General features: G+C 41.5%; 12 protein-coding genes. All 12 read left to right on the forward strand.

The window, feature by feature from the left end; genetic code table 11:
- Positions 1–7: 7 nt before the first annotated feature.
- The 12 genes from purF to VTHSUH11_RS00225 all read left to right on the forward strand — a co-directional run bounded on the left by purF (position 8) and on the right by VTHSUH11_RS00225 (position 13945).
- Positions 8–1426, forward strand: coding sequence for an amidophosphoribosyltransferase (gene purF / locus VTHSUH11_RS00170; protein ID WP_105092212.1), 1419 nt, complete (start codon positions 8–10; stop codon positions 1424–1426).
- Positions 1413–2474 carry a phosphoribosylformylglycinamidine cyclo-ligase gene (gene purM / locus VTHSUH11_RS00175; protein WP_105092213.1) on the forward strand — a complete coding sequence of 354 codons (1062 nt, stop codon included), beginning with the start codon at positions 1413–1415 and terminating at the stop codon, positions 2472–2474. The genes purF and purM overlap by 14 nt, the downstream gene beginning before the upstream one ends.
- Complete coding sequence (gene purN, locus VTHSUH11_RS00180; RefSeq protein ID WP_105092214.1) at positions 2467–3087, forward strand: phosphoribosylglycinamide formyltransferase; 621 nt, start codon at positions 2467–2469, stop codon at positions 3085–3087. Before purM ends, purN begins: the two co-directional genes overlap by 8 nt.
- An 8-nt stretch (positions 3088–3095) precedes the next feature.
- A complete protein-coding gene (gene purH / locus VTHSUH11_RS00185; RefSeq protein WP_105092215.1) occupies positions 3096–4625 on the forward strand; it encodes a bifunctional phosphoribosylaminoimidazolecarboxamide formyltransferase/IMP cyclohydrolase in 1530 nt (509 codons plus the stop codon).
- Between the two features lie 107 nt (positions 4626–4732).
- A complete protein-coding gene (purD, locus tag VTHSUH11_RS00190; RefSeq protein ID WP_105092216.1) occupies positions 4733–5995 on the forward strand; it encodes a phosphoribosylamine--glycine ligase in 1263 nt (420 codons plus the stop codon).
- Positions 5996–6243: 248 nt separating this feature from the next.
- Positions 6244–7386: an isochorismate synthase gene (locus VTHSUH11_RS00195; RefSeq protein ID WP_105092217.1), complete on the forward strand. Its 1143-nt coding sequence runs from the start codon at positions 6244–6246 to the stop codon at positions 7384–7386.
- 43 nt (positions 7387–7429) lie between these two features.
- A complete protein-coding gene (gene menD / locus VTHSUH11_RS00200) occupies positions 7430–9130 on the forward strand; it encodes a 2-succinyl-5-enolpyruvyl-6-hydroxy-3-cyclohexene-1-carboxylic-acid synthase (RefSeq protein WP_105092218.1) in 1701 nt (566 codons plus the stop codon).
- Positions 9127–9987: a 2-succinyl-6-hydroxy-2,4-cyclohexadiene-1-carboxylate synthase gene (gene menH / locus VTHSUH11_RS00205; protein ID WP_105092219.1), complete on the forward strand. Its 861-nt coding sequence runs from the start codon at positions 9127–9129 to the stop codon at positions 9985–9987. Before menD ends, menH begins: the two co-directional genes overlap by 4 nt.
- A gap of 5 nt (positions 9988–9992) precedes the next feature.
- Positions 9993–10835: a 1,4-dihydroxy-2-naphthoyl-CoA synthase gene (menB, locus tag VTHSUH11_RS00210; RefSeq protein WP_105092220.1), complete on the forward strand. Its 843-nt coding sequence runs from the start codon at positions 9993–9995 to the stop codon at positions 10833–10835.
- 173 nt (positions 10836–11008) lie between these two features.
- The gene (menE, locus tag VTHSUH11_RS00215) at positions 11009–12436 is read left to right on the forward strand and encodes an o-succinylbenzoate--CoA ligase (protein WP_105092221.1); all 1428 of its coding nucleotides are present in this window, start codon (positions 11009–11011) and stop codon (positions 12434–12436) included.
- The gene (menC, locus tag VTHSUH11_RS00220) at positions 12429–13571 is read left to right on the forward strand and encodes an o-succinylbenzoate synthase (protein WP_105092222.1); all 1143 of its coding nucleotides are present in this window, start codon (positions 12429–12431) and stop codon (positions 13569–13571) included. Before menE ends, menC begins: the two co-directional genes overlap by 8 nt.
- Positions 13568–13945, forward strand: a complete 378-nt coding sequence (locus VTHSUH11_RS00225; protein WP_105092223.1) for a PaaI family thioesterase — start codon at positions 13568–13570, stop codon at positions 13943–13945. Before menC ends, VTHSUH11_RS00225 begins: the two co-directional genes overlap by 4 nt.
- Positions 13946–14027 lie beyond the last annotated feature (82 nt).

The following is a 14027-nucleotide window of genomic DNA, read 5'->3' on the forward strand; positions in this document are numbered from 1 at the left end:
GTTATTGATGAACTACGATCCAATTTTTGATAAATGGCATGAAGAATGTGGCGTCTTTGGTGTGTTTGACCGCACTGTTGACGTTGCACGATATGTATACTGGGGATTGTTTGCCCTTCAGCACCGCGGACAAGAAAGCGCAGGTATAGCTATTACCGACGGCAATGAAGTGGCCCTAAAAAAAGGCATGGGTTTATTGACCGAGGCTATCAAGGAATTACCAACATTAAAAAGCCATATGGGGACTGGTCATGTTCGCTATTCTACAACAGGCTCTAATAATCCACGTAATATTCAACCTCTTGTAATCCATTATCAAGGTGGCCAAATTGCGGTAGCCCATAATGGCAATTTGACGAATGCTCTAGGTATCCGTCGTCAACTTGAAGCAGATGGTTCCATTTTTCAAACAACTATGGATTCAGAGGTTATCGTAAACTTAATCGCTCGTTCTAAGGCTGATACGCAAGAGGAACGCATTGCTGATGCGGCACGTCAAATCGAAGGGGCCTTTTCCTTGGTTATTACAACTAACGACTCTCTCGTGGGGGTTCGCGATCCTCAAGGCTTTAGACCTCTTTGCTTAGGTAAGACTGAATATGGCTATGTGTTATCTAGTGAAAGCTGCGCCTTTGATGCTATAAAGGCTGAATTTATTCGCGATATTGATCCTGGCGAGATGGTTATCATCGATGATTGCGGTGTGCGTAGCAAAATTTATGCAGAGCCTCAAAAGATTGATAAAAAGCTTTGTGTTTTTGAATATATTTATTTTGCGCGCTCCGATAGTAAAATCGATGGCCAATCTGTATATGAAACACGACTCAATATGGGACGTGAATTATATAATGAAACTAAATATGATGCAGATATCGTCATGTCTATTCCAGACTCTGGCACGACGGCTGCTCTTGGCTATGCTCGTGCATCGGGCATCCCTTTCGCAGAAGGTTTGATTAAAAATCGATACAGTGGACGTACATTTATTAAACCTAATCAAGAAGAGCGAGAACTAGCTGTGCGCATGAAGCTAAATGCGATGCCAGAGGTTGTAGGCGGTAAACGTATTGTATTAATCGATGACTCTATCGTGCGAGGTACCACAAGCGGCCTTATCGTTAAGATGTTAAAAGAGGCAGGCGCTAAGGAAATCTATATGTGTGTTAGCTCGCCGGCTATCGAATATTCTTGTCACTATGGTATTGATACGTCGGTTCGTAAAGAATTGATTGCGGCCACACATACAATTGAAGAAATTAGAGATTATATTAAGGCAGATAAATTGCATTATCTATCTAGAGAGGGCTTATGCCGAGCTGTTAGCGGCGTACCAGAAGCAGATTTATGTTTCGCTTGTTTCAATGGCGATTACAGGGTAGATGTGCCTACAGAACAAGAGGAAGGGGTCAAATATGTGCTCGAATAAAACAGGATTAACCTATCGTGATGCAGGTGTAGATATCGATGCCGGTAATAAAGCCGTAGAGTTGATGAAAGAATCCGTAAAAAGAACATACACAGCAGGTGTTGTAGGTGATTTAGGTGGCTTTGGTGGCCTATACTCCTTAGCAGGTCATTCCATGGAAGAACCTATGCTCGTATCTGGCACAGACGGTGTTGGCACAAAATTGCGCCTCGCTATCATGATGGATAAACATGATACGATTGGACAAGACTGTGTTGCCATGAGTGTAAATGATATTCTTGTGCAAGGGGCAACGCCTCTGTTCTTCTTAGACTATGTAGCGGTTGGTAAACTTGATCCAGTGCAAGTGGCTGATATCGTACGTGGCGTAGCTAATGCTTGTGAAGAATCAGGTTGTGCTCTCCTTGGTGGGGAAACAGCTGAGATGGCTGGTTTCTATGGTGAAGGTGACTATGATGTGGCAGGTTTTGCCGTAGGTATTGTAGATCGACCCAAACTGATTACAGGTGAACATATTAAAGCTGGCGATGTCATTCTTGGTTTGCCATCCTCCGGTGTTCATTCCAATGGGTTCTCCTTGGTTCGTAAAATCGTTTTCGACCATAAGGGTTTCTCTATAGATCAAGACATTCCAGAATTTGGTAAAACCCTTGGGGAAGAACTATTAACACCAACACGCTTGTATCCTAAAGCTGTATTACCGTTGATTAAAGAAAACTATATCAAAGGTATGGTTCATATCACAGGCGGTGGTTTCTATGAAAACATTCCACGCGTACTACCAAATGGCGTAACTGCTGAGGTAGATTGTGATACATGGCCACGCCTTCCAGTGTTTACAAAATTGCAAGAATGGGGCAATGTGGATTGGCATGAAATGTACCGTACGTTTAACATGGGTATCGGTATGATTCTCATCGTCGATGCCGATGATGTAGATACGGTGAAAGCTAATCTTGAAAGCCGAAATGAAGCTGTATATGAAATTGGTCGTATCGTTGCAGGCGAAGGTCCTGTTGTCGTAAAAGGGGCGGTATTTAATGACTGATTACGTATCTAAAAAGCGTCTTGCTCTATTTGCCAGTGGTAGAGGCTCAAATGGCGAAGCCTTGTATAAGGCGATGCAAGAGGGGCTTATCAATGGCGAGTTTGTCGTTATTATTACAGACCATGCAGATGCAGGTATCGTAGAACGCTCTAAAGACTGGGGTATTCCAATCGTCATTATCGAGCGCAGTCAGTTTGATTCGAAACAAGATTTTGAACAAGCACAATTAGATACATTAGAGCCGTATTGTGTCGATGGTATTGTATTGGCCGGCTATATGCGTATTGTAGGGACCGGCCTTATTGCTCGCTATGAACATAAGATTTTAAATATTCATCCCGCTCTATTGCCATCTTTTCCAGGACTTCATGGCCATCAACAGGCTATCGATGCGGGTGTAAAAGTAACAGGTTGTACCGTTCACTTTGTGGATGCTGGTATGGATACAGGACCTATCATTATGCAAAATACGGTTCCTGTATACCCTGATGATGCAGAGGATACCTTATCCGAACGATTATTGCCCGTAGAACATGCAACATATCGTGAAGCACTTCGCTTGTTCTGTGAAGATGCATTACGTATAGAAGGACGCATTGTACATTATATTTAGGAGGAACGATGATTCAAAACGCATTACTTAGTGTTTCTGATAAAACAGGTATTGTCGACTTTGCCAAAGGTCTTGTAGAGTTAGGGGTGACTATCTATTCTACAGGTGGCACGTTGAAAGCTATTTCTGATGCAGGCGTTCCTGCAAAGGCTGTAGAATCTCTTACTGGTTTTCCTGAAATGATGGATGGTCGTGTAAAGACGTTACATCCAAAGGTACATGGTGGCATCTTAGCGATTCGTGATAATGCAGAGCATCAAGCCGCTATGGAAGAACACGGTATTTTGCCAATCGATTTAGTGGTTGTAAATTTATATCCTTTCCGCGAAACGATTGCAAAACCAAATGTTGCATTAGAAGATGCTATTGAAAACATCGATATTGGGGGCCCGACTATGGTGCGCTCTGCGGCTAAGAATAATGCATATGTAGGCATTGTGGTTAACCCTGATCACTATGATGAAATTCTAGAAATGCTTAAAACGAATGGTGCGTTGACCCAAGAGTATCGTTTTGCACTCGCTAAAGAAGCATTTGCTCATACTGCAGCATATGATACCGCTATTGCCAATTATATGAGTGGTGTTATTGGAGAAGGCCCTACACCTCCTGAATATTTAAGTGCTTATGAAAAGGTTATGGACCTTCGGTATGGCGAAAATCCTCATCAAAAGGCAGCTTTTTATAAAGAAATTGGCTCCGCTCATGGCATGGGGGCATTAAAGCAATTACACGGTAAAGAATTATCTTATAACAATATCGTCGATATGGAAGCTGCGTGGAATATGGTGTGGGAATTTACGGATCCTGCGGCATGTATTATTAAACATACTAATCCATGCGGTGCCGCAACGGCATCCACATTGCACGATGCGTATGTCAATGCGTACGAAGCCGATTCTGTATCCGCCTTTGGTGGCATCGTTGCGTTAAATCGCGAAGTTGATGCGGCCACTGCCGAAGAAATGAGTAAGATTTTCTTAGAAGTTATCATGGCGCCAGCTTTTACAGAAGAAGCCTTAACTATTTTGGAAACAAAGAAAAATATTCGTCTCATTGAATTATCTAAGCCTGAATCTGGCCAAGTAACTGTGAAAAAGGTGTCTGGTGGTATGCTCGTACAAACGGAAGATGACATCATAGAGGACCGTGCTAATTATAAGGTTGTTACAAAGGTACAACCTACGGAAGAACAATGGAAAGCTCTTGAATTTGCATGGAAGCTTGTAAAGCATGTAAAGTCCAATGCTATCTTAATTTCTAACGAGAAACGAACACTAGGTGTTGGAGCTGGTCAAATGAATCGCGTTGGATCTGCAAAAATTGCCCTTGAGCAAGCTGGCGAGGCTGCAAAAGGGGCTGTTCTTGCATCTGATGCATTCTTCCCGTTCGGCGATACTGTAGAAACGGCTGCAAAACATGGTATTGCTGCTATTATCCAACCAGGTGGTTCTATTCGTGATGAAGAATCCATCAAGGCTGCCGATGAAGCTGGAATTGCGATGGTATTTACAGATATTCGTCACTTTAAACATTAATAGAGTATAGTTATAAAGTTGTAACCTCAATGCTATGTTGCAGTCCTGTTAGTAGGTGATGTATCAAGTGTTGAGGTTACAATGTCTATATTGTTTGGGAGGTATATATGAAGATTTGTGTCATTGGCAATGGTGGTCGTGAACACGCTATTGCTTGGCGTTTATCCATCAGCCCTAGTGTAGAAAAGGTGTATGCTGTACCTGGTAGTGCGGCTATGAGCAATTGTGCAGAATTAGTTGGCATTGATTGGTCACAAACAGATCTTCTTATTAGATTTTTAAAAGATAATAAGATTGATCTTGTTGTGGTTGGCCCAGAGGCTCCACTGGTAGCCGGTCTTGCAGATAAACTAAATGCGGTAGGAATTCCTGTATTCGGTCCATCCAAGGCGGCTGCTCAACTAGAGGGGTCTAAGGTATTTGCTAAAGATCTTATGAAAAAATATGATATTCCTACTGCCGCTTATGGCGTATTCTCAGATGTAGATGAAGCAAAACAATTTATTGCTAAAACAGGGGCCCCTATTGTGGTGAAAGCAGATGGCCTAGCAGCTGGCAAGGGTGTTGTAGTAGCAATGACTGTTGAAGAAGCTAATGCAGCAGTTGATGACATGCTAAGCGGAAACCGCTTTGGTGAGGCTGGCAGTACCGTTGTTATCGAAGAATTTATGGATGGTGAAGAAGCGAGCCTTCTTGCCTTTGTAGATGGTAAGACCGTAGTTCCTATGATTGCCTCTCAAGACCATAAGCGCATCTTTGATGGTGATAAAGGTCCTAATACAGGAGGTATGGGTACCTATGCACCAGCACCTGTTTTAACCGATGCATTACGCGATGAAGCTATGAAATCTATCTTAGAACCGATGGTAGCAGCTATGGAACAAGAAGGTATGCCATATGTGGGATGCCTTTATGCAGGGCTTATGATTACAAATGAAGGTCCTAAAGTTGTGGAATTTAATGCACGTTTTGGTGATCCAGAAACACAAGTTGTACTGCCATTATTAGAAGGCGATTTAGGTCAAATCATGATGGCCTGTGCTACTGGTACATTAAAGGTGGATATGGTGAAATGGAAAGATTCCTCTGCAGCCTGTGTAATACTTGCATCAAAGGGCTATCCTGAAACTTCTTCTAAGGGTGATGTTATCTTAGGTGAACTTGTACAATATGATACATCTATTATTTTCCATTCTGGTACTAAATTAGAAGGTGAACACTATGTAACCAATGGTGGTCGAGTTCTCGGTGTTGTTGGGCTTGGCAAGGACCTTCGGACAGCTTTAGATCGGGCTTATGAACGGGTGAATCATATTACTTTTAAAGGTATGCAATATCGTAAGGATATTGGTGCAAAAGCTTTCAAATAATATAGAATCCTCTACACAGTATGTGCTATGCATAAGGTGTGGAGGATTTTTATTTTCTACAATTTACTACGTACCTATGATATAATAATATCGATATAAAGAGAGCCCACCAACGTGGATGGCGTTAGGCGCATCTCTATAATTTTGAAACTGATTGATGACGCCTAACGTGTAGAAGTGAAGTAGTACTTCTGCACGTTAGGTGTTTTGCTATAGTCTATTTTATTCTGTAATAGCGATATACAATTATGATATATAACAAAGAACCGTTACAACTGAATAATCCAGTAGCTTTTTGGCTTAATTTCCCCAATGAGGAACGCGTTTTTTGGGTGGATCGTCAAAGTGACCGTATCGTTGTAGGCGCTAAACGTCTGGCTACAGTTCAAGATGATGAGGACCGCCATAATTATGCTTATGTATTTTATGGGGATACTTTTTTTGAGCAATCAAAGGACCCTAAATGGGCTGGCATGGGCCATGAAATGATTGCTTTCACCCATTACTACATTGTAGAAAATGGGGAATCCTTTTACTTGCATGCTGGTGAAGGTATGAAAATTGAGGATTTTGCTGTGCCTCGTATTCGTCATAACTATAAGGAAACTAGCGATGATAAGGCGGATTGGGATCGTTTAATGACAGCTATTGCCAATGGTATTAACGGCGGAGAAATGACGAAGGTTGTTTCCTCTCGTGAGGTGGAATTCACTAGTGAAACATCATATAATGTAGCCAGCATTTTAGCGAATTTAGTAGATAATAATCCGAATTGCTTTATCTTTGGCTATGAGAAGGATAGGCGCACCTTTGTGGGGGCCTCTCCTGAAATTTTGGTGCGTCATCGTGGTAGTGAAATTCTTAGCTATGCATTGGCTGGAACAGCATCAAAGGACGGCCCTAATGCGTGGACTAAGGAACAGTTGCTAAGTGATAAGAAAAATCTCTTTGAACATAATATCGTCCGTGACCGTATCGTGAACACGATGAAGCAAATTACTCCAGACGTTACGGTGGGGGAAACTGGCATTATGGAGCTAGCTCATCTCTATCATTTGCGTACCATTATTACTGCGAAAGATAGCACAAAATCTCTCGTAGAATGGGCAAAATTGCTACATCCAACACCGGCTCTTGGTGGTGAACCACGAGAGAAGGCGATGGCTCTCTTAGAAACATACGAAGCTCATGAGCGCGGTATGTACGCTGCACCATTTGGCTTTATGAAGGATATGGGGGATGGCATTGTTGTCGTTGCCATTCGTTCTGCCTTGATCATGGATAATATTCTCTATGCCTATGCAGGATGTGGTGTTGTAGCTGATTCTGATGCGGATGAAGAATATATAGAGACTAATAATAAAATGCGCACCATATTGGATGCGTTATAAACATTTCCACATCTAACAGTAGGGGTGTTTGAAAGGAAATAGGATGAACGAATATATTGCTGCCTTGGTGGATGAGTTCCATCAACTCGGCGTCCGTCATGCTGTGTTTAGCCCTGGTTCTCGTTCTACAACGATGGCCATGCTCTTCACTGAACATGAAGGATTCACAACATATATGAATATAGATGAGCGCTCTGCTAGCTTTATGGCTCTCGGTATTGCAAAGGCTCATAGGGTACCAACTGTACTCGTGTGCACCTCTGGTTCGGCTGTGGCCCATTATTTGCCAGCTCTTTTAGAGGCTCAATACAGTGGGGTGCCGTTAATTATACTCTCTGCAGATAGACCGCATACCTTGCAATATGTAGGGGCACCTCAGACGGTGGATCAACACAAAATCTTTGGTTCTGCTGTAAATTACTACGAAGAATTAGCAGTGCCTCAAGAATCTCATTACTATACATACCCTCGTCAGGTAGCTCGCAAGGCTTACATGAAGGCGATGGATATAAAAAAAGGTCCTGTACATATCAATGTACCTCTTTTTGAACCTTTAGTACCTGAACTAGACTCCAAACATTTTGAAGGGGGACGTAGTCCTTATCAAGTGGTACAGGCAAACTGGATTGGAGAATCCTTTAATGCTAATCCGCTGCTTAAAAAATTTAAACGCATACTTATCTTAGCTGGACCACAGGTTGATGTAGACGAGGCGCAAAATATTTTTACTTTTGCAAAGAATTTACAAGCCCCTATATTGGCGGATTCATTATCTAATGTACGACGTTGTAATGTAGAAAATACAACAGATCCTGAGAATGACGTAATTATCTCTACATATGATGCTTTTTTAACAGATAAGGATGTCTGGACACTCGTAAAGCCTGATTGCATTATTCAGTTTGGCCAAATTGTTGTGTCTAAACGAGTACAACAAATGCTTGCTAGCTGGGATGGTGTGGAATATATTGAGGTCAATCCTACATCAGACTGGATGAATCCAACAGGGATGACCACAATACATATGCAAGCTAATATTCCTATGTTTATAAATCTGTATGGCGTAAAACAAGGATCTATTGAATATCTAAAAAAATGGCAATATTTAGAACATGTAGCCAAGCAGCAACTCAGTCTTGCTGAACAAGAAAGCACATGTTTTGAAGGCCGCACCATTCAGGAATTACAAAAATTTATTCCAGAGGATAGTCAAATCTTAGTAGCCAATAGTATGACAATTCGAGATTTTGATTATTTTTGGTTCTCTGGTAAATCTAGCGCTGTTCTTTATGGCAATCGTGGTGTTAATGGTATCGATGGTACTATATCAACTGCATTAGGTCTTGCTACAAATGGCAAACCCACATATTTGGTGACAGGGGATTTATCCTTTTTTCATGACATGAATGGTTTAGCTGTCGCTAAAACACATGGGCTTAATTTGACCATCATATTGCACAATAATGATGGAGGTGGAATTTTTGAATATTTACCGCAAAAGGGAACCAAGCATTTTGATTATCTGTTCTCCACGGAACAAGGCTTAGATTATAATGGGGCTGCTCGTCTGTATGGTTGTGGCTATACTAAATTAACTTATCCTGATGAACTTCAGGCGGCTTTGGCTGCGTCTAGTATAGAACAGGGGGTTCATATTATTGAAATCCCTACAAGCCGTGAAGGTAGTTGTGACTTACACAAAACATATACAACTATTTCTATTGATATGGAGGTGTTACAATGAGCCAATATGCTTGTAATATTGTAGAAAACTCCATATATAATCCAACGCTTCGCATGTATATCGACCTTGGTGAGTATCGATATGGGGTGACGCTAGCTGGCGCCGGTAAACCTCTTGTGTGTTTACATGGTTTTTCTGAGTCTGGTTATACCTGGGATGGCATCGTTGTGCCAGGCTATCAACTTATCCGTATCGATACGATTGGACATGGAGATTCGGATATTCCAGAGGATGAGACTGCTTTTTCTATTCCTACTATGCTCAACGATTTGCATACGGTGATTTCTGCCGTGGCTGGTGAAAGCTATTCTCTCATGGGATACTCCATGGGGGCACGATTAGCTTTACTATATGCTCTTGAGTATAGTTCTGAAATTGAAAACCTCATCTTAGAAAGTGGTTCATTTGGTATTGAATCAGACGTAGAGCGACAAGCGCGTAAAGCTGCTGATGAACAATTAGCACTAGCTATAGAAGATAATGATGGAGAGTGGTTTGCTGCTAAATGGGCTGACATTTCTATTTTTGAAAGTCAACATCAGCTTTCACCAGTTGTACAAGATAAGTTGTTTCAACGTCGGGCCCATAATAGTCCTTATGCATTAGCAGCTACATTGCGTGGCTCGGGGCAAGGTGTAATGCCCTATGTGGGTCATCGCTTACAAGAATTATCCATGCCATCTTTATATATTAGTGGCGCACTAGATACAAAATATACTACAATAGGAGAAGAACTGTTTAGTAATGTACCAAACTGTGAACATGTTATCGTCAATGGGGCGGGACATAATGTACATTTAGAAAAGCCGGGTCCGTTTATGACGGCCTTAGCAGATTTTTTATATAAGGAAAGGTAACATTCATGAGCAAATTTGATTGGAAAGTATTGAATCGTAATTACGAAGATGTAATTTACGAAACATACAATGGCATTGCAAAAATTACTATTAACCGTCCAGAGGTGCGCAACGCGTTCCGTCCTAAAACAGTTATGGAATTAATCGACGCTTTTACAGTAGCTCGCGAAGATAACGAAGTAGGCGTAATCGTGTTAACTGGTGCTAACCACGGTAAAGGCGAAGATAAAGAAGCATTCTGTTCTGGTGGCGACCAAAGCGTGCGCGGTCACGGTGGTTATGTAGGTGACGATAATGTGCCTCGCTTGAACGTTCTCGATTTACAACGTTTGATTCGCGTTATCCCTAAACCTGTTATTGCCATGGTTAACGGTTTTGCTATCGGTGGTGGTCATGTATTGCACATCGTATGCGATCTTACCATCGCTTCTGAAAATGCTAAATTCGGTCAAACTGGTCCTCGCGTAGGTTCCTTCGATGCTGGTTACGGCGCAGGTTATTTGGCTCGTATGATCGGTCATAAACGCGCTCGTGAAGTATGGTTCTTGTGCCGTCAATACACTGCTGCTCAAGCGTATGAAATGGGCATGGTTAACACTGTTGTGCCATTCGACAAGTTGGAAGAAGAAACAGTTCAATGGTGTAATGAAATCCTTGAATTGTCCCCAATGGCATTGCGCATGTTGAAAGGCTCCTTCAATGCCGATACAGACGGTCTTGCAGGCTTACAACAATTTGCAGGGGACGCTACATTGATGTACTACACAATCGATGAAGCAAAAGAAGGCCGTGATGCGTTCAAAGAAAAACGCAAACCAAACTTCAAACAATTCCCTAAATTCCCTTAATAGGGAGAGTTACTAGTCCTATAATGGGGACTAACTAACTGTTAAAATGACAAGGGCGCCTCTATATGAGGCGCCTTTCTTGTAGTATCTCGTTGGTTATTATATTTTAATTGTTATTTCTTAGTTATTATTACTTGGTGGTTTGTTAGTAGGTCTAGATATGAGGTGAAACGATGGAATGGTTACGTTATGGTGCAAAGTACTATCCTAATCGCATATGTATGAATAATTACACCTATAACGATATATACCGTAGCGTAGTCTATGTGGCACATAATTTAGTACGGTTAGAAACCTCTCGTTTAGCTATCTTATCTGATAACTCGGTAACGATGGCAATCTATATATTAGCAGCTATGCTAGCTCATAAAGAGGTACTATTACTCAACGTACATCTTAAGCCTAATGAAATAGCTAACCAATTAGCTCAGTTAGATGTTACTACTGTATTGCACAGTTTTGAGCGACGGAATCAAGTACCTAATTCTATTTTTACTATTGAGTTTGAATCTTTAAAAAATATCTTAGTATCTTCCGTACAAGAGGATACCTTTGATTGGACCTTTGCTGAGCATGACATAGCTGCTATCATGAATACCAGTGCTACAACAGGGCAGTTTAAATCAGTGCCACTTCGTTGGGGTCAAATTAAAGCGCATGTACAAGCATCACAAGAGGTGCTAGGTAGGTCTGAACAGGACAATTGGCTCATGGTATTGCCGTTGTTTCATGTAAGCGGATTATCCATCTTGATGAGATCTTTGTATAATGGCACGGCTATGACAATCATGGAATCCTATGACGAAGAACAAGTGCTGCAATATATTCATGATGGGCGCATCAATATGATGTCTTTAGTGCCTACCATCTTAAAGAATTTAGAACCGCGCATTACTCACCATCAATTGCGTGTCATCTTATTGGGCGGTGAATTTATACCGCGGCCTCTAGTTGATGCATGTATAGCAAAGCAGTTACCAATTTATAAAACCTATGGTATGACGGAAACATTTAGTCAAAGCGTGACCATGCCTGTATTATCAAATCTAAATAAACTCGATTCGGTAGGCAAACCCTTGCCGAGGATGACTGTACATATCGTAAATCCTGATGTCGATGGGGTTGGGGAAATCCATTTGAATGGGCCCATGGTTATGAGTGGTTATATCAATCGCGAGCCGATTCATGGCGATTTTAATACCGATGATATGGGTTATCTCGATGAAGATGGGTTTTTATACATCTTAAATCGCCGTACAGATTTGATTATTTCTGGAGGCGAGAATATCTATCCGAAGGAAATTGAAGATACTGTGTATGCTATGCAAGGTGTGAAGGAATGTGCGGTTATTCCTGTAGCCGATACGAAATGGGGGCAGGTGCCTGCACTATTTGTTGCTTTTGATGATATAGATGCATTAGGTGCCGATTTGAAAATGATCGTACGAGACTATCTTTCTAGTAAGCTAGCCAAATACAAGGTGCCTAAATACATTACAATTATGGATGCATTGCCACGTAATGGGACAGGTAAGATTATGCGTAAGTCGTTGGCCTCCCATCTCGATATGACTGCGTCAAATGGAGGTTCTCATGAATGATGTATTGAACTTTAAATCCATAACGACGTATCGTGTGGCTTTGCCGTTAAAGTTTGAATTTAAAACGGCTAAGGGTACTGTTCGTGTTCGTGAAAGTATCATCGTTCGTATCGAGGATCAACAAGGCTATGTTGGATACGGGGAATGTGTCGCTTTCACAGACCCTTTTTATACGGCAGAAACTGTTGATTCCGCATGGAAACAATTGGTGGATACCTATATTCTAGAGTTGCGTTTGATGCGGCCAAAACCATTAATGGCTTATATTCGGCAGTTACAATTTTGGTTAAAGCGCGATAATATGCCCATGACGATAGCAGGACTTGAAAATGCTTTAATTAATCTGGATTGCAACCGAAAAGGCGTGAATTCTGTGTCGTATATCATGGGGCAGCCTTTAGAATCAACTATTTCCAATGGCATCGTCATTGGTGACGTGTCCATGGATGAACTATTAGGTATCGTGGAACAGCATGTAGCCAATGGTTGTAAACGAATTAAACTCAAGGTATCGCCTCGTGATGGTTATGAACGGACACGACTTGTGCGTGATGCTTATCCAGCTCTAGCATTAGCTGTTGATGCTAATCAAAGTTATACCTATGACCAATTAGATATGGTGGCTGCCTATAATGATTTGCATTTGCTCTGCATAGAGGAACCCTTTAGCATGACGAATTTGACTACCTATAAAGCGTGGAAGAAATCGTTGCTTAATTGGCCTATTACGACCTCTATTTGTTTAGATGAGTCGATTTTATCCTATGATGACTTATCTTATGCAATCGAATATAGATTAATAGATGTACTCAATGTAAAAGCAGGTCGTCTTGGGGGCTTAATACAGACGCGAGCCGCTATTTTACGATGCCGCGAAGCAGGTATTTCCTACTGGATTGGTAGTATGGTTGAATCAGGAATCTCAAAGATATTACATGTTCAACTTGCTGCCTTAGGTGATACCTATATGGCAGGGGATTTATCTGATTCTAGTCGCTATTTTGAACATGACCTTATCAGCCCAGAAATTTCATTTACCGATGGGACCATGCAGGTGCCTAATGGTGCTGGTCTTGGCGTTGATGTATTGGATAATCGTATTGAAGAATATACAGTGGAGAAACGAACATTATGACAATGATAGACGCATTACAAATCGATTGTGTAGAGCTAACCGGACCCACCAGTGGGGAAGGGGTGATGCATTTAACTAGTTATCATGCGCAACCACAAGGTTACCTTAATGGTGGTGCGACCTTGGCGTTTGGGGAAATACTATCTGGGCTTTTGAGTAATCAATTGATAGAATCCAATCAGTTTGCGGTAGGGCAATCTGTAACAGCCAGTCATTTACGTCCTATGAAAGCAGAAGGCAATTTAATTGCTGAAGGGCAATTGCTGTTAAAAGGCAAAACATCACATGTTTGGCGCTTTGATATGTACGATGAAAGCCATCGCTTGATATCTCAGGTTACCGTAACCTGTGCGATAGTACCTAAAAATCGATAAGAAAAAAGACCTCTTTTGGTAAGCTGATACGGAAAAGAGGTAGATGATAGCAAAATTCGACTTTGGCCCTGCGAAGCCCGAA

It is taken from the genome of Veillonella tobetsuensis (assembly GCF_002959935.1).
Taxonomy (GTDB): Bacteria; Bacillota; Negativicutes; order Veillonellales; family Veillonellaceae; genus Veillonella; species Veillonella tobetsuensis.